The sequence below is a fragment of the Streptosporangium amethystogenes subsp. fukuiense genome (assembly GCF_042665875.1).
Lineage (GTDB): Bacteria > Actinomycetota > Actinomycetes > Streptosporangiales > Streptosporangiaceae > Streptosporangium > Streptosporangium fukuiense.
In genome coordinates this window covers 4,379,689-4,400,554 of record NZ_JBHTEE010000001.1, presented here as the reverse complement: position 1 = coordinate 4,400,554, position 20,866 = coordinate 4,379,689, and the positions used below count along the sequence as shown (strand labels likewise).

Here is a 20,866-nt window from a genome sequence, read left to right as displayed (position 1 = left end):
CATGCGTATCATCCGGTTCGTCCTCAGGCGGCTCCTCCAGCTCGTCCCGGTGCTCCTCGGGGTGGTCGTGCTGACCTTCCTGCTCGTCAGGGTCCTGCCGGGTGACCCGATCCGTACCATCCTCGGCCCCAACGCCACGGAGGCGGACGCCGCCGCGGCGCGGGCCAGGTTCGGGCTGGACCGGCCGCTGTGGCAGCAGTTCCTCGACTATGTCGGGGGACTGTTCACCGGTGACTTCGGCACCTCCATCCAGAGCGGTGCCCCGGTGGGCTCGGAGATGGCCCTGCGGATCGGGCCGACCATGGAACTCGTGGTGATCGCGCTGGCCGTGGCGCTCGTGCTGGCGGTGGTGCTCGGCATCTGGTCGGCCAGGCACGCGGGCCGGTTCGGCGACCACACGGTCCGCGTCGCGGCGCTCATCGGCAACTCGGTACCGGAGTTCTGGCTCGGACTGGTGCTGGTCCTGGTGGGCTACAGCGTGCTGGGCTGGTTCCCGGCCCCCAGCGGCCGGGTGGACCCCGACACCGAGCTGAACCTGATCACCGGTGCCGACCTGCTCGACGCGGCGCTGACCGCCAACGGCCCGGCGTTCGTCTCCGCGCTGGAGCACCTCGCGTTGCCGGTGGCCACGTTGGTCATCGTCATCGTCGCGCCGCTGTTGCGCAGCGTCCGGGCCTCCGCGCTTGAGGTGCTGGCCTCCGAGGCGTACACGGCCGCCGCCGCGCACGGCCTGAAGGACCGGCTGCTGCTCCGCGGCTACCTGGTGCGGGCCACGCTGGTGCGGCTCCCCGCGCTGGCGGCCCTGGTGTTCGGCTTCTCCATCGGCTCGACGGTCCTCGTGGAGTACGTCTTCTCCTGGCAGGGCTTCGGGCAGTGGGCGCTGCGCGGCCTGCTCTACCGGGACTACCCGGTGGTTCAGGCGTCGGTGCTCGTGATCGCGCTGTTCTACGTGGTGGTCTTCCTCATCGCCGACGTCGTCCACGCGATCCTCGACCCGAGAGTGAGGATCTGATGGCCGAGGCTTCGGGAGTCCGGGAGGCGGGCGCGGACCGCCGCTTCGCGTCGTCCCTGATCACGGTGGGGTCCGTCATCCTGGCCGTGGTCGCGGTGGCGGTCCTGTTCGCGCCGCTGCTGAGCTCCTGGGGGCCCGAGGAGATCGACCCTCTCGCCTCCCTCGCCCCGCCAGGTGGCGCACACCTGCTGGGCACCGACCTCAACGGCATGGACGTGTGGAGCCGGGTCCTGCACGCCGCCCGGCTCGACGTCGGCATCGCCGTCGCCGCGGTCGCCCTGGCCGTGGTCGCGGGCAGCCTCGTCGGCCTGGTCGCCGGATACCGGGGCGGCTGGGCCGACGACGTGCTGATGCGGGTGCTCGACGTCTTCCAGGCGTTCCCCACCTTCATCCTGGCCCTGGCGGTGGCCGCGCTGCTCGGCGGCGGTACGGCGAACCTGATCGCGGTCATCGCCCTGGTGAACGCACCCGCCTACGCCCGGCTGGTCCGCGCCGAGGTGCGATCCATCAGGGAACTGCCCTTCGTGGAGGCGTCCCGCACCTCCGGCTCCTCCTTCTGGGGGGTGCTCTGGCGGCACGTACTGCCCAACAGCCTGACGCCGGTGCGGGTCATCGCTCCGCTGAACTGCGGCTGGGCGATGCTCACGCTGGCCGGGCTGTCCTTCCTGGGCCTCGGCGTGCCGCTGCCCACCGCGGAGTGGGGCGCCATGATCAGCCTCGGTTCCGGCGACGTCGTCGCGGGCCGGTGGTGGACCTCGGTCCCGCCCGGCCTCTTCCTGCTGATCTGCGTCCTGGGCTTCAGCCTCCTCGGTGAGGGCCTGCAGGAACGCGCCGACTCCACAAGGAGGTGACAGACGATGACACTCCTGTCGATCGAGGACCTCTCCGTCGTGATCCAGCGGCCGGGACGCCGGGTCGCCGCGCTGAGCGGGGTGAACCTGAGCGTCGAGCCGGGCGAGGTGGTCGGCCTGGTCGGTGAGAGCGGCGGCGGCAAGAGCATGGTGGCCCGCTCGATCGTGGGCCTGCTGCCCGGTGGCTCCCGGACGAGCGGACGCGTCATGTTCGACGGTGCCGACGTGCTGACAATGGACGCCGCCGAGCTGGAGGCGTTCCGCGGGCACGGCGCCGCGATCTGCTTCCAGAACCCGCGCGGCGCGCTCAGCCCCACCCGTACCGTCGGCCGCCAGCTCGTCGACCGGCTGGTCACCCACCGGTCGCTGGCCCCGGCTCCGGCCAGGGAGGTCGCCGCCGAGCTGTTCGAGTCGGTCGGCATCCGCAGCCCGAGGCGCCGCCTGGACGCCTACCCGCACGAGCTCTCCGGCGGCATGGCGCAACGCGTCATGATCTCGCTGGCCACCGGGTGCGCGCCCGGCCTGCTGATCGCCGACGAGCCCACCACCGGGCTGGACGTCACGCTCACCAGGGAGATCCTCAACCGGTTCCGGCTCGCCGCGAACGCGGAGCGGCGCGGTGTGCTGCTGATCTCCCACGACCTGGCGTCCATCGCGGAGGTCTGCGACCGCGTCGTGGTGCTCTACGCGGGGACGGTGGTGGAGAGCGGCCCCGGCCCGCAGGTGCTCCATGAGCCGGCCCACCCCTACACGCGGGCGCTGCTGCGCTCGGTGCCCGACATCGACGGGCGCCCGGTGACCGCGACCCCCGGCGCGATGCCGCTGCTGACCGAGGCGCCGTCATCCTGCCCGTTCGCGCCGCGCTGCGCGCACGCGACGCAACTGTGCACGGCGGACCTGCCCGTCGCCGGGCCCCTGGCCATGGACTGGAGCGCCGCCTGCTTCCACCCCCGCTCGGGTCCACTCGACGATCCCGCCGAGCCGCCGGTTCCGGCGGAGACCCCGCCCGCGGGAGCGGTCCCGTCCGCCGGTACGGCCACCTCGCCCGATGCGAAGGGGAGCGTGCTGCGCATCGAGGACGCGCACGTCGTCTACCGCGGCCGCTTCGGCGGCGGGGGTCACCACGCCCTGCGCGGGGTCAGCCTCAGCGTCGCCGCGGGCGAGCGGCTGGGCGTCGTCGGGGAGAGCGGCTGCGGCAAGAGCACCCTGGCCAGGCTGATGCTCGGCCTGGTGCAGCCCTCGCGGGGCAGGGTCGAGGTGGCCGGTCACGCCCTGGCCGAGCTGCGCGGCGCCCGGCTGCGCCGGCTGCGCACCCGCGCCCAGCTGGTCTTCCAGGATCCGATCGGGTCGCTCAGTCCCCGGCGGACCGTGCAGGACGCGATCGGCGAGCCGCTGCGCGCCGCCGGGGTGCCCGCCGCGGAGCGCGCCGCACGCGTCGCCCGCGCCCTGGAGCGGATGGAGCTGGACCCGTCGATCCTGGGGCGGCGCCCGCACGAGCTGTCCGGCGGGCAGGCGCAGCGCGTCGGCATCGCCCGCGCGCTCGTCGGCGAACCCGATCTGATCGTCTTCGACGAGCCGACCTCGGCGCTTGACGTCACGGTACAGGCGCAGATCCTGAAGGTGATCGCCGAGGTGAGCGGCGACAGCTCACGTGGCTCGGTCTTCATTTCCCACGACCTGGCCACCGTACGGGGGTTCTGCGACCGCGTCGTGGTGCTCTACCTGGGACGGATCGTCGAGGAGGGGCCGGTGGAAGAGGTCTTCGGCAATCCCGGGCACCCCTACACCAGGGCACTGCTGTCCAGTGCCCCCAGCCTCGGCTCCGGTTACGGCGGCCCGCAGGTCGAGTTGACCAAGGATCTGGAGGAGGCGGACGCGGCCGGGGGCTGCGCGCTCGCGCCGCGCTGCCCCTTCGCGACAGACGAGTGCGGCGAGCAGGAGCAGGAGCTCCGCCCGTACCACGCGAGCCTGGTCGCCTGCCGCCGCGCCGCCGAGATCCCCGCGCTGATCGAAAGGTGACACCCTCAATGCCCGACCCGAAGCACATCCGGCTGGCCGTCGACATCGGCGGCACCTTCGTCGACGCGATGGAGCTGAACACCCGTACTCACGAGGTGCGTTTCAGGAAGGCCTCGACCACCCCGGCCCGTCCCTGGGAGGGCGTGCTCGACGCGGTCACCGCGCTCGGCACCGACCTGTCGGAGGTGGAGTTGTTCATCCACGGCACCACCCTGGGTCTCAACGCGGTCCTGGAACGGCGCGGCGAGCCGACGGGGATCATCACCAACGACGGCTTCCGCGACATCTTCCTGATCGGCCGGGGCAACGTGCCCGCCGACCACATGTACGACTTCCAGTACGAGCGCCCCGAGAGCCTCGTGCGGCGCCGTCACACCGCGGGGGTACGGGGACGGCTCGACCACCGGGGCCGCGTGGTCGAGGAGCTCGACGCCGAGGGCGTCAGGGAGGCGGCCCGGGTCCTGGTCGAGGAGGAGGGCGTGGTGTCGATCGCCGTCTGCTTCCTGCACTCCTTCCTCGACCCCTCCCACGAGCGCCAGGCCGCCCGGATCATCCGCGAGGCGTATCCGGAGGTGACGGTCTCGCTCTCCACCGACATCGTCAGGGAGTACCGCGAGTACGAGCGGACCAGCACGACGGTCCTCGACGCCTACATCCGGCCGATCTTCGAGAGGTACGTCGACAGGCTGGAGCACGGGCTGGCCGAGCGTGGGTTCGGTGGGCAGTTCCTGATCATGAGGTCCGGCGGCGGTTCCATGACGTCGTCGGTGGCCAAGACCTCCCCGACGCACACGGTGCTGTCGGGTCCGGCGGGCGGCATCGTCGGCGCGGCGCACCTCGCCGCCGCCCTCGGCCGCCGGGACCTGCTCACCTTCGACATCGGCGGCACCTCGCTGGACGCGTGCGTGATCGAGCACGGGTCCCCGGTGGCCGCCTACGAGGCGCAGCTGGAGCATTTTCCGCTGCTGATCCCCACTTACGACATCCGCACGATAGGGGCCGGAGGGGGCTCGATCGCGTGGTTGGAGAGGGGATTGCTCAAGGTGGGTCCGCACAGCGCGGGTGCCGACCCCGGCCCGGTGTGTTACGGCCGGGGCGGCACCCGCCCCACTGTCACCGACGCGGCGGTGGTCCTCGGCTACGTGGACCCGGGCCGTTTCCTGGCCGGGACCATGGACCTGCACGCCGACGCCGCCCGCGCGGCGCTCGACGAGCAGGTGGCCCGGCCCCTCGGGCTGAGCACGGAGGCCGCCGCGGCGGGCGTCTTCGACGTGCTGCTGGCCAAGACCGTCGGCGCGGTCCGGCAGATCACCGTCGAGCGGGGGCACGACCCCCGGGGCTTCTCGTTGCTCGCGTTCGGCGGGGCCGGACCGCTGCTCGCCCCGCTGCTCGCGGCGGAGATGGGCATCGGCGAGGTCATCGTGCCGTTCGCGCCGTCCGGTTTCTCCGCCTGGGGCATGCTCAGCGCGGACATCGTCGACGACTTCTCCCGCACGGTGATGGCCACCCTGGACGACGCCGACCTCGACGAGCTGGAGACGATCTTCAAGGGCATCGAGGCCGAGGCCGTCGACTCCCTGGAGGCGCAGCGGGTCCCGGCCGAGCGCATGGTCCTTGAGCGCCAGTTCGAGCTGCGCTACCTGGGGCAGGAGCACTCGCTCATCGTCACCGCGGGCCGCGACCTCGACCGGGACGCGATCAGGCGGGCGTTCGAGGAGACCCACGTGGCGCGCTACGGCCACGCCATGGACAACCGGCTGCAGATCCTCAACCTGCGGGTGCGCGGCATCGGCCGTACCGACCGGCCGGAGCTGGTGGTGCGCCCGCCGGGCGACGGCGACGCGGGCCGGGCGCTGTTCGCCCGCAGGGACGCCTACGACTTCGGTACCCGCGCCACGGCGTCGTTCGCCGTCTACGACCGGGCGCTGCTGGAGCCGGGCGACGCGTTCGACGGACCCGCCCTCATCGACGAGGGCACCTCGACCACCGTGGTCCCCTCGGGGCAGCGGGTCGAGGTCGACGAGCACGGTTACCTGCTGGTCAGGCTTGTGGAGGTGGCATCGTGACCGAGCAACCGGGCAAGACCCTTGACGGGGCGACCGCGGAGGTGGTGCGCAGCTACCTGCTCGCCGCGGCGGAGGAGATGCGGGCCACGCTGATCCGCACGTCGTTCAACCCGGTCATCTACGAGGTCCACGACTTCGGCATGTCGATGTACGACGCCGACCTGCGGCTGATCGCCGAGGCCACCGGGCTCACCTTCTTCCTCGGCGCCAACGACTTCTCACTGCGCAAGGGTGTGGAGTACGTGGGGCGGGAGAACCTGCGTCCGGGTGATGTGGTGCTGCTGAACTATCCGTACTGGAACGCGGCTCACGCCTATGACGCGACGTTGTTCTCGCCGGTGTTCCTGGCCTCCGAGTTGGTGGGTTTCCTGTGTGTGCGGGCTCACTGGATGGATCTGGGGGCCAAGGATCCGGGGTATGTGCTGGATTCCACGGACATGCATCAGGAGGGGATGATCTTTCCCGGGACGAAGGTGTTCTCGGGGGGTGAGCCGAACCGGGAGATCATCGAGTTGATCCGGTTCAACTCGCGGATGCCGGATCTGGTGATCGGTGATCTGAACGCGCAGGTCGCCGCGTTGCGCACCGGAGAGCGCCGGTTCCTGGAGATCCTGGAGAAGTTCGGCCGCCCGACGGTGGAGGCCGCCGTCGGGCGGATGATCGAGGACGGCGAGGCGCGCACCCGCGCCGCCCTCGCCGAGCTGCCGCAGGGGTCGTGGACCGCGGTCGACTGGGTCGACGACGACGGCATCACCGAGGACCCGGTCCGCATGCAGGTCACCGTCACCATCGCCGACGGCACCTTCACCGTCGACTTCGACGGTTCCGCGCCGGCCACGCCCGGTCCCATCAACATGCCGTTCGGCGCCACCGAGGCGATCTGCAAGGTGGTCCTCAAGTCGCTCACCTCGCCCGACGAGCCGTCCAACTTCGGCACGACCGTGCCCCTGCGGGTGCGGGCCGAGCCTGGAACGCTCTTCCACGCCGTCTACCCGCAGCCGACGTTCACCCTGTGGACCGGCATCGTCGCGGTCGAGCTCATCCTGAAGGCGCTGGCGCAGGGCATGCCGGACAGGCTGCCCGCCTCCTCCGGAGGGGACGTGCCGGGGTTCATGATGGTCGGGGTCCACCCGGAGACCGGGCAGATGTTCGCGGTCAGCAACAACGACCCGGTCGGCTGGGGCGCCACCCCCTCCCACGACGGCATGAACGCCGCCACCCACGTCTCGGGCAGTACCGGGAGGATCACCCCGATCGAGGTCCTGGAGGCGCGGACCGGGATGTTCTTCGAGCGGATGGAGATGCGCGAGGATTCCGGTGGTGCCGGGCGGTTCCGCGGTGGGGTGGGGTTGCGAAGGGACATCCGGTTCGTGACCCCGGGGGAGTTCCTGTCGGTCATCAAGAAGACGCGGTCGCGGCCGTGGGCGCTGGAGGGCGGGCTGGAGCCCGAGCCCAACCAGGTGGTGATCTTCCCCGACACCGAGCGCGAGCATCGGGTCAGTACCAAGCGGACCAGGGTGCGGGTCGGTGACCGGATCAGGTTGCTGACCGCGGGAGGCGGCGGGCACGGGGATCCGTGCGAGCGCGACCCGGAACTGGTCCGCCGCGACGTCGCCGAGGGCTATGTCTCTCCCGACGCCGCCCGCAGGATCTACGGGATCGACGGTGTCTGAGACGATGTCTGAGACGGTGTCTGAGACGGTGTCCGAGCCGCCCGGCACGGCTCTGCCGCGGGTGGACGGCGCGACGGTCGAGGTGGTGCGCAGCCATCTCGCCTCGGCCGCCGAGGAGATGCGGGCCACGCTCGTGCGTACCGCCTTCAACCCGGTCATCTACGAGGTCTTCGACTTCGGCATCTCCGTCTACGACTCCGGCCTGCGCCTGGTCGCCGAGTCGACGGGGCTGAGCCGCTTCCTCGGCGCCAACGACTACTCCATCCGCAAGGGTGTGGAGTACGTGGGGCGGGAGAACCTGCGTCCGGGTGATGTGGTGCTGCTGAACTATCCGTACTGGAACGCGGCTCACGCCTATGACGCGACGTTGTTCTCGCCGGTGTTCCTGGCCTCCGAGTTGGTGGGTTTCCTGTGTGTGCGGGCTCACTGGATGGATCTGGGGGCCAAGGATCCGGGGTATGTGCTGGATTCCACGGACATGCATCAGGAGGGGATGATCTTTCCCGGGACGAAGGTGTTCTCGGGGGGTGAGCCGAACCGGGAGATCATCGAGTTGATCCGGTTCAACTCGCGGATGCCGGATCTGGTGATCGGTGATCTGAACGCGCAGGTCGCCGCGTTGCGCACCGGAGAGCGCCGGCTCCAGGAGCTGTACGCCCGCTACGGCACGGCGGTCGTCGAGTCCGTCGTCGAGACCGTGGTCGAGGCGGCCGCCCAGTCCGCGGCCGAGGCCGTCGCCCGCCTCCCGCAGGGGTCGTGGACCGCGGTCGACTGGCTGGACGACGACGGCATCACCGAGGACCCGATCCGGATGCGGGTCACCGTCACCGTCGCCGACGGCACCTTCACCGTCGACTTCGACGGATCGTCCGGCGCGACCGCCGGGCCGGTCAACCTCCCGTTCGGCGCGACCATCGCGACCTGCCGGGTCGCGTTCAAGGCGATCACCACCCCGGGGGAGCAGACCAACGCCGGGCACTTCGCCCCCCTGCGGGTGCGGGCCGAGCCTGGAACGCTCTTCCACGCCGTCTACCCGGCGGCGACCTTCACCCAGTGGACGGGGACCGTCGCCCTGGAACTGATCTACAAGGCGCTGGCGCAGGGCATGCCGGACAGGCTGCCCGCCTCCTCCGGAGGGGACGTGCCGGGGTTCATGATGGTCGGGGTCCACCCGGAGACCGGGCAGATGTTCGCGGTCAGCAACAACGACCCGGTCGGCTGGGGCGCCACCCCCTCCCACGACGGCATGAACGCCGCCAACCACCTGTGCCAGACCCAGGCCCGCAACACCCCCGTCGAGGTCCTGGAGGCCAAGACCGGGATGTTCTTCGAGCGCGTCGAGATGCGCGAGGATTCCGGTGGTGCCGGGCGGTTCCGCGGTGGGGTGGGGTTGCGAAGGGACATCCGGTTCGTGACCCCGGGGGAGTTCCTGTCGGTCATCAAGAAGACGCGGTCGCGGCCGTGGGCGCTGGAGGGCGGGCTGGAGCCCGAGCCCAACCAGGTGGTGATCTTCCCCGACACCGAGCGCGAGCATCGGGTCAGTACCAGGCGGACCAGGGTGCGGGTCGGTGACCGGATCAGGTTGCTGACCGCGGGGGGCGGCGGGCACGGGGATCCGTGCGAGCGCGACCCGGAACTGGTCCGCCGCGACGTCGCCGAGGGCTATGTCTCTCCCGACGCCGCCCGCAGGATCTACGGGATCGAGGCCGTCCGATGAACGACGTGGTCATTGTCAACTGCACGGTAACCGACGCCCGCGCCGGCGCCTCGAAGAGCGCCGAGGGGCGGATCGCGGACGCGGCGGTGTGGATCCGGGACGACCGGATCGCGGCCGTGGGTCCCCGCGAGCAGGTCCTGGAACGGGTGGGGGAGGCCCAGCGGCTCGATCTCGACGGCGCGTACCTCACCCCCGGCCTGGTCAACATGCACACCCACCTGTCCCTGTCGCTGCCCGGCCAGGGCGGCGACAACGTCAAGAACATGACGGCGCACGAACTCGTCCTCTACATGGCCGACGGTGCCCGTCGTACCCTGCGGTGCGGGGTCACCACGGTGCGGTGCGTGGCCGAGAAGGACCACGCCGACTTCGCGCTGCGCCGGGCCATCGAGTCGGGCAGGGCGACCGGGCCGCGCATCTTCACGGCGGGCCAGGCCCTGGTCTGCACCGGCGGCCACGGCCACGAGGCGAACGACACCATGGAGTGCGACGGAGTCGACGGGTTCCGGCGCGGGGTGCGCACCCAGGTCAAGGCGGGTGCCGACCTCATCAAGATCATGATCTCCGGCGGTATCGCCGGAGAGCACGAGAGCATCGACACCCCTCAGCTGTTCTCCGACGAGATGGCGGCGGCGCTGCAGACCGCGCACGCCTGGGGCCGGAAGGTCACCGCGCACGCGGGGCCGGCGGCGGTCATCGCCGAGGCCGTCGAGCTGGGCCTCGACTGCGTGGAGCACGGCTACCAGCTCACCCCCGAGGTCGCGAAGAGAATGGCCGAGCGCGGCACCGCCCTGGTGCCGACGCTGCTCGTCACCCGCTGCAAGGAGTTCTTCGACGAACTCGGGGTGCCGGAGTGGATGCAGTGCCGCTCGCTCGGCGCGGGCCCCCGGCATCTGGAGAGCTACGCCATGGCCCTCGACGCCGGGGTGGACGTCCTGCTGGGCAGCGACATGCCGCCGTTCTGGGACTTCGAGGGGACCAACGCCTCGGTACGCGAGCTGGAGTGCATGTCCGAGGGAGGTCTCGGCCCGGCGGGAGCGCTCTACGCGGGCACGCTCGGCCCGGTGCGCTGGCTCGGCGCCGACGCCGACCTCGGCACCGTCGAGGTCGGCAAGTACGCGGACCTCATCGCCATGGACGCGGACCCGCTCACGGACACCTCGGCCTTCCGGGGGGTCCGCTGGGTGATGAAGGGCGGCCGGGTCGTCCGCGACGACCGGTCGGGATGGGAGAAGCAGTGAACGCGATTTTCCCGGGGTCTGAAGACCGGGACATCTGGGTGAGGTACTGGTGAACGGCCCTATGAACGGTTCTGTGAACGACACGGAGACCGCCGCGATCGCGGCGGGCATCGACGACATGTACGACGCCTTCCTCGCGGCGGACCGTCGCCGGTTCGACAGCCACCTGCACGCCGAGGTGACCACCTGGGAGACGCACCTGCCGGGACCGCTGCGCACCCGGTCGGAACTCGACGCCTACCGCGACGAGAGGGACGGCTCGGGTGCCCGTCCCACACTCGACAGGCTGGCCGCCGAGAACAAGCGGATCGACGTGTGGGGCGACGCCGGGGTGGCGCGCTACGTGCTCGTCGCCGAGGCGCCGGGCGAACCCGCGCAGTACAGCCGGGTGACCGACGTGCTGCGCAGGACCGGCGACGACTGGCTCATCGTGCACCACCACTCCGAGCTGGTCGTGCCGTGAGCCGAGGAAGGGACCGACATGGACGACGGTGACGTGACTCCTCCGCTCCCCGAAGGGAGCGGCTCCTCGGTCGAGGCGGGCGACGGCCAGGCCCCGACCGCTTCGAACACGGAGATGGAGCTGTACGACCTGCGGGTCGTGGTCGACCGGATCGAGGGCAGATCCGTCTGCGGCATGGAGGTGGGCGACTGTTTCACGCTGGAGCAGAGCGCGCACCTGCGGCTCCCGGAAGGCAGGCACTTCTGCGTCTACGCGCTCGCCTCGGTCCTGCCGTTCCTCGCGGCCAAGCAGCGCGACCTCGCCCAGGGCGACTGGCTGGCGCAGGACTCCCACTTCAGCTGCCCCGACCCGGAGGAGCGGCTGGTGATGCGGGTCGAGCGGACCCGCCGCCGCCGGATGAACTCCGCCGACCTGACCTGAGGTGATCCCCGATGACCACTGTCGAGATCGGTCTCGGCCTGCAGAGCGACAAGCGGGCCGGCGACTACGCGCGGCTCGCGCGCCGCGCCGAGGAGCACGGCTTCGACGTGCTGAGCGTGTTCGGCGACCTGATGTACCAGCCGCCGATCTTCCCGCTGCTGGAGATGGCCGCCGCCACCGAGAGGGTGCGGCTCGGCGCGGCCTGCCTCAACCCCTACTCGGCGGCGCCGTACGAGGTCGCCGGGCAGCTCGCCGCCCTTGACCTGGCCTCGCACGGCCGCGCCTACCTGGGCCTGGCGCGTGGCACCTGGCTCGGTGCCGTGGGCATCGCCCAGCCCCGGCCGCTGACCGCGCTGGCGGAGGCCGTCGAGGTGGTCTACCGGCTGCTGGCCGGCGACGCCGGAGGGTACGAGGGGGAGATGTTCCGTCTGGCGCCTGGCACCCGGCTGCGTTATCCCGTACACCGCGCCCGGCCACCGCTGCTGCTCGGCGCCTGGGGGCCGAAGGGCGCGGCGCTGGCCGGGCGGATCGCCGACGAGATCAAGGTGGGCGGCAGCGCGAACCCGGCGATGGTCGGGGTGATCCGTGAGCGGGTCGCGGCCGGGGCGGCGGCGGCCGGACGCGACCCGGGCGAGGTGGGCGTCGTCCTGGGCGCGGTGACGGTCGTGGACGTCGACGGCGCCGCGGCCAGAGCCAGGGCGCGCAGCGAGGTCGCCATGTACCTCGCGGTGGTCGCCGACCTCGACCCGACCGTGGAGATCCCGGCCGACCTGCTCGGCCGGGTCAAGGAACTGGTCGACGACGGCAGGGACGAGGCCGCCGGACGGCTGATCCCCGACGACCTGCTCGACCTGTTCGCCTTCTCCGGTGACCCGGAGCAGGTCGCCGCGCAGGCACAGGCCCTCATCGACGCGGGCGCGCACCGGGTGGAGTTCGGCACGCCGCACGGCCTCACCGACGACCGTGGCGTGGAGTTGCTGGGCACCGAGGTGCTGCCGTTGCTGAACCGCGCGCCGAGGAGGGCGGCGGTGTCCATGGGTGACGCTCCGTCATCCTGAAACCGGATTCCCGCAGAACCTTTCGTCCGCAAAGCGCGCTGCCCGAATCGTCTCGCACTCTCAATTTCACTTGAGTTCAGCATGAGTGAACATTGGCGGGGAAGAAGGAGACGATGTGATGAGCGAGCGTGCCGGAGGTCCGGCGATCAGGACGTCGGCGTGATGGCCGCGCGGGCCGAGGACCTCCGCGATCCGAGCGCGGCCGGCTCGGCGGGATCCGGCCGGGGCGGTGCCGAGGGCTCCGGCGGTTCCGCCGGGCTCGGCGCGCCGCGCGCTCCCGGCGTGTTCGGCGAGGACGGCGAGTTCGGTGAGCGGGCGGCGCTGGCGGCCGACGCCGAGGACTCGGTCTGCCGTCGCGAGGAGTTCCTGCTGCCGCCCGCCCCCGCCTCCTGCGGATATTCCGAGGTCGCCTACTTCGCGGGCAACTCGCTCGGCCTGCAGCCCCGCGCCGTCCGCGCCGCGCTCTCCGCCGAGCTGGACGACTGGGCGCTGCACGCGGTCGAGGGGCACCACCGGGCGGCACACCCCTGGCTGCCCTACCACGCCGAGCTGCGCGAGGACGCCGCCGCGCTGGTGGGCGCGGCCCCCGAGGAGACCGTGGTGATGAACTCCCTCACGGTCAACCTGCACCTGATGATGGCCACCTTCTACCGCCCGGCGGGCGAGCGCACCCGCATCGTCATCGAGGACCACGCCTTCTCCTCGGACAGCTACGCGGTGCGCAGCCAGGCGGTCCACCACGGCCTCGACCCCGACGAGACGGTGGTCCGGCTGCGCCCCCGCCCCGGCGAGGACTGCCTGCGCACCGAGGACATCGTGGACTACCTGGCCCGCGAGGGGCACCGGGTGGCGCTCGTGCTCCTCGGCGGGGTCAACTACCTGACCGGAGAGTTCCTCGACATCCCCGCCGTCACCGCCGCCGGGCACGCGGCCGGGTGCGTCGTCGGCTGGGACCTCGCGCACGCCGCGGGGAACGTGCCGCTGGCGCTGCACGACTGGGACGTGGACTTCGCGGCCTGGTGCTCGTACAAGTACCTCAACGCCGGCCCCGGCGCCGTCGCGGGCTGCTTCGTGCACCGGCGCCACGTGACCGACCCCGAGCTGCCCCGGCTGGCCGGGTGGTGGAGCACCGAGCAGGCGACCCGCTTCGAGATGCGGCCCGAGCTCGTCCCGGTGCCCACCGCCGACGCCTGGCAGATCTCCAACCCGCCGATCCTGGCCATGGCACCGGTCAGGGTCTCGCTGCGGATGTTCGCCGAGACCGGGATGGCGGCGCTGCGGGAGCGGAGCCTGGCGCTCACCGGCTACCTGGAGCGGCTGCTCGCCGAGGTCGCCCGCGACCGCCCGCTGGAGATCGTCACGCCCGCCGACCCGGCCAGGCGCGGAGCACAGCTCTCCCTGCGGGTGATCGGGGGCGCTGACGCTGCGGACGCCGCTGCCGTCGCCGCCCGGTTGCACGAGACGCACGGCGTCCTCGCCGACGTGCGGCGGCCGGACGTCATCCGGCTGGCCCCCGTGCCGATGTACTCCACGTTCCACGACTGCTGGCGGGCGGCCGCCGCGCTCGCCGAGGAGGTGAACCCGGTATGAGCTCCCGTGGTGAGGTCGCCGTGGTCGGCGCCGGGCTGGTCGGCTGCCTGACGGCCTGCTACCTGGCCCGCCGGGGCTACCGGGTCACCCTGTACGAGCGCAGGTCCGACCCGCGCCAGGCGACGCCGGAGCGCGGGCGCTCGATCAACCTGGCGCTCTCCGAGCGGGGGATCGACGCGCTGCGCGGGATCGGGCTGGACGAGGCGGTGCTGAAGGCCGCGCTGCCGATGCCGGGCCGGATGGTGCACGCCCCGGACGGCACGCTCAGCTTCCAGCCGTACAGCGCCGGAGGGCAGCGGGCGATCAACTCCATCAGCCGCTCCGAGCTCAACCGCACGCTGCTGGAGGCGGCCCTGGCCATGCCCGGGGTCCGCGCCCTCTTCGAGCACCGGCTGACCGGGCTCGACGTCGACTCGGGGCGGATGGACTTCGACACGCCCGCCGGGCCCGTCACCCACAGCGCCCCGGTCGTGCTCGGCGCCGACGGCGCCTACAGCGCGGTACGCGGACGGCTGCAACTGCTGCCCGGCTTCGACTTCAGCCAGGACTACCTGGACTACGGCTACAAGGAACTGACGATCCCGGCACGCGACGGCGGGTTCGCCCTCGATCCCGGCGCGCTGCACATCTGGCCGCGCGGCAAGGCGATGATGATCGCGCTGCCCAACCCGGACAGGTCCTTCACCTGCACGCTGTTCTGGCCCAAGTCGGGGCCCGGCAGCTTCGAGGAACTGGACACCGCGGAGCGGTTCGAGGAGTTCTTCGCCGCCAACTACGCCGACGCCCGCGCGCTCATGCCCGACCTCGCCGGGGACTACGCGCACAACCCGATCGGGCACCTGGTCACCGTGCGGGCACACCCCTGGCAGGTGCGCGGCACCGGTGCCGTGGTCGGCCTGCTCGGCGACGCCGCCCATGCCATCGTCCCCTTCTACGGCCAGGGCGCCAACTGCGGCTTCGAGGACTGCGTGGAACTCGACCGCTGCCTGCAGGAGACCGGCGACGACTTCCCCGAGGCCCTCGCCCGGTACGGCGCCCGCCGCAAGGAGCACGCCGACACCATCGCCGAACTCGCGCTCGCGAACTTCGTCGAGATGCGCGACAAGGTCGCCTCCCGGACGTTCCTGCTGGGCAAGCGCGTCGAGCACGGCCTGGAGCGGCTGCTGCCAGGCCGCTACACCTCGCGCTACGAGCTCGTCTCGTTCAGCACCGTGCCGTACGCCGAGATCCAGCCGCGCATCTCCCGCCAGCGCCGGGCGGTCGCCGCCGGAGCGCTCGGCGCGCTGGCCGTGGCCGGGCTGGCAGTGTCGGCGATCCGCGCCCTGCGCCGGCACTGACCGCGGCTCCGCCGCCGCGGGTCCGCCCTCGCGAGGGTCCGCACCCGCGAGGCGAGAGCGCGAGCGGCGGAGAAGGTCAGAACAGCCGAGGGGTCACCACGGACACGACGGTGGTGACCCGGTCGGTGTCGTTGAACATGCTGTGCGGGACCGTCGACCTCAGGTGGACGCTGTCGCCCGGGTGCAACCGGTGCTCGACGCCGTCGACCTCGTACAGCAGCTCGCCCTCCAGCACGAAGGCGAACTCCTCACCGGCGTGCCCGTAGGAGTTCTCCCGCCTGCCGCCGGGCGCGATGTGCACCAGCAGCGGTTCGAGCACCAGGTTCGGCCCCCTGGCGGAGAGCATGCGGTAGGTCTGCTGGCCCGAGATGTACTCGGTGGCGGCCGTCGCGGAGCGGGTGAGCGTGAAGTGGCTCGGCAGCGGGGAGGCCGATGGCTGCCTCTCCTCGGTCTCTCCCTCCGGCGGGGTGTCGTTGAAGAACTCCGCCACGCTCCGGTCGAGCGCCGTGGCCACACTGTTGAGCGCGGTCAGGCCGATGGAGGAGATGCCCCGCTCGACCTGGGAGAGGAACCCGATGGAGAGCCCGGAGTGGGTGGCGAGACCGCGCAACGTCAGGCCGCGCTCCTTGCGGAACTGCCGCATCCGGGCTCCGACGGCGCCTTGGCGGTCCGGCTCCTCACCGCCATGACGCTCCGATGTGCCCACCCGCGGCTCCCTCCGTCAAGCGGCATGGCCGCCTGTTCGCTCTAGCTAAACATATTTCATAACAAGAGTCGTCCTTCGTCAAAAGGGAGTGGGAAATGGCAGACGGTGATGGGCAGGGCGGTGCGGTTTCAGTGGCTCCGCTTGAGCATCGCGTCCGCGAGCGCGTCGGCGGCCTCGCCGAGCCGACGGCCCACCGCGTCGAGCCGTGACAGCAGCTCGCGCCTGCGCAGGGTGTCCATGTTCAGCGGTTCGGCGAACAGTTCGGCGAGCCGGGCCTGGTAGAGCTGGCGGACCCGGCTGCACGCCTTGCGCGTGTCCAGCACGGCCATGGTGACCGAGCCCGGGGCGTCGATCATCTTCAGCACGGCGCCCTCCAGTTCGTCGAGGCCGTCGATCACCGCCTGCAGGGGCTCGACCGCGAACCGCAGGTCCTCCGGGCCGAACAGGTCGAGCTCGCGCACATAGTCGCGGAGCTGGTCCAGCACGTCGTCGATCGAGCGCGAGATCCGGAACAGGTCCTCCCGGTCGATGGGGGTCGCCAGCACCCGCCGCAGTATCCGCACCAGCTCGGCCCGCGCCTCGTCCCCCTCGTGCTCCACCTCCGCCATCCGGGCGCGCGCGGCGGACCGCTCGATCTCGCCGGCCGCGGTCGAGCGGGCCAGTTCGGCTCCCGCCCGCGCGACGGCGACCTGGCCCCTCACCAGTCCGACGATCCGCCGCCCCGACCGGCCGCGCAGGTCGTCCCAGGCGCGCGCGAACCTCCGGGTGCGACCGTCCTTGCCGCTCACATCAGTCTCAGCGCGAGACCGCCGAGGCAGCCCAGCGCCATTGACGACGGCAGCGTGACCAGCCATGCCGTACCCACGTTCACGACGCCCTGCCATCGCACTCTCCTCATTCCCTCACTTGCCGCCGAGCCGACCACCCCTGCGGTGATCGACTGAGTCATGCTCACCGGGCTTCCCAGAGCCGAGCTGCCGAGGACGGCGCCGGTGGCCGCCGCCTCCGCGGAGACGATGTGCAGCGGGCGGGTGATGACCAGCCCGCGGCCCAGCCGCCCTCCGACACGGATCAGGCTGGTCAGCGCACCGGCGAGGAAGAGCGCCACCAGGGCGGCCATCCACGCCGGCGGGACCTCGATGGGACCGACCCCGCCGAGCCCGCCGCGGCCCACGCCGACCGCCACGCTCACCACCGCGATCATCTTCTGTCCGTCGTTCAGCGCGTACGCCGCGCACTGGGCCGTGTAGGCCAGCAGGTGGGTGCCGGACACCAGCCGCGACATGCGGCGGTAGGAGGGCACCCGGCGCGAGACGGCCCCCAGCAGGTAGCCCAGGACCAGCCCGGCCATGGGCGCGCAGGCCCCGATCGCCAGGACGGCGCCCAGGTCGGTCCAGGAGACCGGTAGTCCGGCACCGAGCCCCGCGCCGCCGATGCCTCCGATCACCGCGAGCGTCAGGCTGGTCGGCAGTCCTCTGCCGGTCAGCACCGCGACCACCGCCACCGCGACCACCACCCCCACCAGGAACGCCGCCGCGCCGCCGCTCGTGCCGAGCCCGGCCAGCCGCTCGGTGAAGGTGCGCGCGACGGTCACCCCCAGCAGGTAGGGGACGGCGAAGAGCACGACCACGAGGATCGCGGCGGCGGCCCATCCGGGGAAGCGGGGGAACCTGAGCCCGAGGCCGATGAGGGTGGCGCCGTCGTTGGCGCCGCTGACCAGCACGAAGAGGATCGCCACGGCGGCGAACGCCAGAGTCCATCCCATCAGAGGCGGTGCCGCCGGTCGTGCTCGGCGCCTTCTGGACACTCGCGTACCGGGTGGCCCGCCGTCATGTGCCTTCCCCGCCCCGGCCGGTGCCGGTCGCGCGGACGGTGGTTCCCGGCGGCACGCCGGGGTCGTGGAGGGGGCGGCCGATCGGCTCCTCGACAGGAGTGGAGCAGGCGCCTTTGTGACCAAGGTCCGGCAGAACCGCACGCATGATGAACTCCTCACCCCGGGAAGCTTCAGTTTCAGGTTAACAGAAGGTAAACAAACAGGGGCATGTGCCGCTGATCGGAAGACCTGTCGTAGCGGTTCACCAGGGGAAACCGGAAGGTGGGCGGCAGCGCGCGGGAAGGGCGGCGGGTTGTTACGATCGGTCGGTGCCTGACCGGGGGAGGCGGGGAGTGGGCGAGCGCCCGTACGTGCTGCTGAGCTGCGCGATGTCCGTCGACGGCTACATCGACGACCGTACGCCGCAGCGGCTGCTGCTCTCCAACGACGAGGACTTCGACCGGGTCGACGAGGTCCGCGCCGGCTGTGACGCGATCCTGGTCGGGGCGGGCACCGTCCGCCGCGACGACCCTCGGCTCCTGGTCAGGTCGCCGGAGCGCGGGCGGGAGCGGGTCGCGCGCGGCCTGCCGCCGTCCCCGGCGAAGGTGACGCTGACCGCCACCGGGGACCTCGACCCGGCCGCCGCCTTCTTCACCGCCGGCGACCCGGAGAAGATCGTGTACGCCGCGTCGCCCGCCGTGGCGAAACTCACCGTCCGTCTCGCGGGGGCCGCGGAGGTGGTCGACGCGGGAGAGCCGATCGATCTCGACCGGGTCCTCGCCGACCTGTACGGGCGGGGAGTGCGCCGTCTGATGGTCGAGGGCGGCACCTCCGTCCACACCCGTTTCCTGCGCCAGGACCTGGTGGACGAGCTCCATCTCGTCGTCGCCCCGTTCTTCGTCGGGGACCCCGCCGCCCCGCGTTTCGTCCTGGAGGGGGACTTTCCCCGGGACCGCCACCGCAGAATGGACCTGGCGGAGGTCCGCAGGATGGGCGACGTCACCCTGCTGCGGTACCTGCTGGCCTGACACGCACCGTCTACCGGGAGGTCCGGATGAACGACCACGACTGGCTGGGGCTGGCATGCGACCTGGCGAGGCTGTGCCCGCCCTCCGAGACGGCCTTCTCCGTCGGCGCCGTGGTCGTCTCCGCGGACGGTGAGGAGATCTCCCGCGGCTACTCGCGGGAGGGCGACCCCCACGTCCACGCGGAGGAGTCGGCGCTCGGCAAGATCTCCCCGGACGATCCCAGGCTGGCCGGGGCCACGGTCTACAGCAGCCTGGAGCCGTGCAGCGCGCGCAGTTCGCGCCCCAGGACCTGCACCCGTCTGATCCTGGACAGCGGCGTCCGGAGAGTGGTGCTGGCGTGGCGGGAGCCGCTGCTCTTCGTCGACTGCCACGGGGCCGAGGAGCTCGCGGAGGCGGGGGCGACCGTGGTGGAGATCCCCGAGTTGGCCGGGCTCGCCCGCCGGCCCAACGCGCACCTCCTGCCCGACATCCCCGGCTGACCGGTTTCCCCCGCTTTCCGCGCTTCGCGAACCAACGGGCCGTCGGACTCGTCTCAGGAAGCACGCCCTCCCGCAAGGCGGGCGTTCCGCAGACCGCCGACACATCGGCCGCGCCCGGCCCGGGACCATCGTGCCTGGCGTGGTCGCCCGTACAAAGGACGACCCCATCGATGAGCGACTCCCTCCGTCCTCCCTCCGGGGCCCCCGCGGACGCCCCCCTGCACGCCGCCGACCTGTTCGACCCGAGCGAGCTGGACGCCGCGATCGCGGCCGGTCACGTCCGTGGGCAAAGCCACCCGGACGAGCCGCTGCGGATCCTCAACTACACCGAGAAGGCCCAGGTGGAGCGAGCCTGGAACGCGGCGACCCTCGCCTGCCGCGGGCTGATCGTCGACGACGAGGGCCGGATCGTCGCACGGCCGTTCCGCAAGTTCTTCAACTACGGCGACCCGCTGGCCGGGGAACTGGACCTGTCGGCTGAGGCCGTGGTGGTCGACAAGCTGGACGGATCGCTCGGTGTCCTCTACCCGACCTCGTCCGGTCCCGCCGTCGCGACCAGGGGCTCCTTCACCAGCGACCAGGCCGTACACGCCACGAACCTGCTCCGCGACCGCTACGGCGACTTCGTCCCGCAGCAGGGGCTGACGGTCCTGTTCGAGATCGTCTACCCGGGCAACCGGGGTGTCTGCCACTACGGCGACACCGACGACCTGTTCCTCATCGGGGCTGTGGAGACGGCCACCGGCAGGGTCCTGGCACCCGGCGAGATCCAGGGCTGGCCCGGGCCGTCGGCCCGGGTGTTCCCCGTCGCGGCCCTGTCGGACGCGCTCGCCATGCCGCCCAGGCCGGGTGCGGAGGGGGTGGTGGTACGGCTGGTCGGGACCGGCCGGATGCTGAAGGTCAAGCAGGCCGACTATCTGAGGCTGCACCGTATCCTCGCCGGTCTCAACGCCCGCGTCGTGTGGGAGGAGCTTGACGCGGGTAAGAGCGTGGCCGACATCTGCGAGCGGCTGCCGGACGAGTTCCACGGCTGGGTCCGCGACCTCGCCGGACGGCTCGGCGGCCGTGCCGACGAGATCGTCAAGGAGGCCGAGTCGGCCCACGAGCGGATCGTCGCCATGCTGCCGGAGGGCTGGGGGCGCGGCGAGTACGCCGCCGCCGCGGCCCGCTCACCGATGAGGAAACTGCTGTTCCTGCTCCTGGACGGCAAGGACCCGCGTCCGGCGGTGTGGAGGTCGCTTCGGCCCTCGGGTGACGACCGCCCCATCCAGCTCGGCGAGGACACGGCCTGACGTTTTCCGGCTCTCGCCTACGCGAACCTCTCCGAGCGGCTGATCCCCCGGCGCGGCCCGCCGCGCCGGGGGTCCGTGCTTCCCGGGTGAACCCCGCAGAT

At 71.9% G+C, this 20,866-nt stretch carries 19 protein-coding genes; 15 read left to right on the top strand and 4 right to left on the bottom strand.

Annotated elements, in window-relative coordinates; genetic code table 11:
• The first annotated feature begins 1 nt into the window (after position 1).
• The 12 genes from ACFQVD_RS18585 to ACFQVD_RS18530 all read left to right on the top strand — a co-directional run bounded on the left by ACFQVD_RS18585 (position 2) and on the right by ACFQVD_RS18530 (position 15,447).
• Positions 2-1,012 (top strand): ABC transporter permease, encoded by a 1,011-nt coding sequence (locus ACFQVD_RS18585; RefSeq protein ID WP_343964659.1) that lies wholly within the window; start codon positions 2-4, stop codon positions 1,010-1,012.
• Complete coding sequence (locus ACFQVD_RS18580; protein ID WP_343964661.1) at positions 1,012-1,863, top strand: ABC transporter permease; 852 nt, start codon at positions 1,012-1,014, stop codon at positions 1,861-1,863. Before ACFQVD_RS18585 ends, ACFQVD_RS18580 begins: the two co-directional genes overlap by 1 nt.
• Before the next feature lie 6 nt (positions 1,864-1,869).
• On the top strand, positions 1,870-3,882 hold the full coding sequence (locus ACFQVD_RS18575) for an ABC transporter ATP-binding protein (RefSeq protein ID WP_343964663.1): 2,013 nt from the start codon (positions 1,870-1,872) through the stop codon (positions 3,880-3,882).
• An 8-nt stretch (positions 3,883-3,890) separates the two neighbouring features.
• A complete protein-coding gene (locus ACFQVD_RS18570) occupies positions 3,891-5,948 on the top strand; it encodes a hydantoinase/oxoprolinase family protein (protein WP_343964665.1) in 2,058 nt (685 codons plus the stop codon).
• On the top strand, positions 5,945-7,621 hold the full coding sequence (locus ACFQVD_RS18565) for a hydantoinase B/oxoprolinase family protein (protein WP_343964666.1): 1,677 nt from the start codon (positions 5,945-5,947) through the stop codon (positions 7,619-7,621). Before ACFQVD_RS18570 ends, ACFQVD_RS18565 begins: the two co-directional genes overlap by 4 nt.
• Positions 7,622-7,637: 16 nt before the next feature.
• Positions 7,638-9,338 (top strand): hydantoinase B/oxoprolinase family protein, encoded by a 1,701-nt coding sequence (locus ACFQVD_RS18560; protein WP_386368577.1) that lies wholly within the window; start codon positions 7,638-7,640, stop codon positions 9,336-9,338.
• Entirely contained in the window at positions 9,335-10,579 is a 1,245-nt protein-coding gene (locus tag ACFQVD_RS18555; protein ID WP_343964130.1) for an amidohydrolase family protein, read from the top strand. Before ACFQVD_RS18560 ends, ACFQVD_RS18555 begins: the two co-directional genes overlap by 4 nt.
• A 73-nt stretch (positions 10,580-10,652) precedes the next feature.
• Entirely contained in the window at positions 10,653-11,042 is a 390-nt protein-coding gene (locus tag ACFQVD_RS18550) for a DUF4440 domain-containing protein (RefSeq protein WP_343964128.1), read from the top strand.
• A gap of 18 nt (positions 11,043-11,060) precedes the next feature.
• Positions 11,061-11,462, top strand: a complete 402-nt coding sequence (locus ACFQVD_RS18545; RefSeq protein ID WP_343964126.1) for a TIGR04076 family protein — start codon at positions 11,061-11,063, stop codon at positions 11,460-11,462.
• An 11-nt stretch (positions 11,463-11,473) separates the two neighbouring features.
• On the top strand, positions 11,474-12,520 hold the full coding sequence (locus ACFQVD_RS18540; protein WP_343964124.1) for an LLM class flavin-dependent oxidoreductase: 1,047 nt from the start codon (positions 11,474-11,476) through the stop codon (positions 12,518-12,520).
• A 162-nt stretch (positions 12,521-12,682) separates the two neighbouring features.
• Entirely contained in the window at positions 12,683-14,110 is a 1,428-nt protein-coding gene (gene kynU / locus ACFQVD_RS18535; RefSeq protein ID WP_343964146.1) for a kynureninase, read from the top strand.
• Positions 14,107-15,447, top strand: a complete 1,341-nt coding sequence (locus ACFQVD_RS18530; RefSeq protein WP_343964122.1) for an FAD-dependent oxidoreductase — start codon at positions 14,107-14,109, stop codon at positions 15,445-15,447. Before kynU ends, ACFQVD_RS18530 begins: the two co-directional genes overlap by 4 nt.
• Positions 15,448-15,523: 76 nt before the next feature.
• Here the strand turns inward: ACFQVD_RS18530 and ACFQVD_RS18525 are convergent, their stop codons facing one another.
• The 4 genes from ACFQVD_RS18525 to ACFQVD_RS18510 all read right to left on the bottom strand — a co-directional run bounded on the left by ACFQVD_RS18525 (position 15,524) and on the right by ACFQVD_RS18510 (position 18,132).
• Positions 15,524-16,153: a helix-turn-helix domain-containing protein gene (locus tag ACFQVD_RS18525; protein ID WP_343964120.1), complete on the bottom strand. Its 630-nt coding sequence runs from the start codon at positions 16,151-16,153 to the stop codon at positions 15,524-15,526.
• Positions 16,154-16,281: 128 nt separating this feature from the next.
• Complete coding sequence (locus ACFQVD_RS18520) at positions 16,282-16,941, bottom strand: DUF47 domain-containing protein (RefSeq protein WP_343964118.1); 660 nt, start codon at positions 16,939-16,941, stop codon at positions 16,282-16,284.
• Positions 16,938-17,918 carry an inorganic phosphate transporter gene (locus tag ACFQVD_RS18515; RefSeq protein ID WP_343964116.1) on the bottom strand — a complete coding sequence of 327 codons (981 nt, stop codon included), beginning with the start codon at positions 17,916-17,918 and terminating at the stop codon, positions 16,938-16,940. The genes ACFQVD_RS18520 and ACFQVD_RS18515 overlap by 4 nt, the downstream gene beginning before the upstream one ends.
• A gap of 64 nt (positions 17,919-17,982) precedes the next feature.
• On the bottom strand, positions 17,983-18,132 hold the full coding sequence (locus ACFQVD_RS18510) for a hypothetical protein (RefSeq protein WP_343964114.1): 150 nt from the start codon (positions 18,130-18,132) through the stop codon (positions 17,983-17,985).
• 163 nt (positions 18,133-18,295) lie between these two features.
• On the opposite strand from ACFQVD_RS18510, the gene ACFQVD_RS18505 reads away from it, so the two are divergent.
• From ACFQVD_RS18505 to ACFQVD_RS18495, 3 genes are all read left to right on the top strand, one after another.
• On the top strand, positions 18,296-18,994 hold the full coding sequence (locus tag ACFQVD_RS18505) for a RibD family protein (RefSeq protein WP_343964112.1): 699 nt from the start codon (positions 18,296-18,298) through the stop codon (positions 18,992-18,994).
• A gap of 26 nt (positions 18,995-19,020) precedes the next feature.
• Positions 19,021-19,473 (top strand): dCMP deaminase, encoded by a 453-nt coding sequence (locus ACFQVD_RS18500; RefSeq protein WP_343964110.1) that lies wholly within the window; start codon positions 19,021-19,023, stop codon positions 19,471-19,473.
• 170 nt (positions 19,474-19,643) lie between these two features.
• Positions 19,644-20,765 carry an RNA ligase gene (locus ACFQVD_RS18495; protein ID WP_343964108.1) on the top strand — a complete coding sequence of 374 codons (1,122 nt, stop codon included), beginning with the start codon at positions 19,644-19,646 and terminating at the stop codon, positions 20,763-20,765.
• Positions 20,766-20,866: the final 101 nt, after the last annotated feature.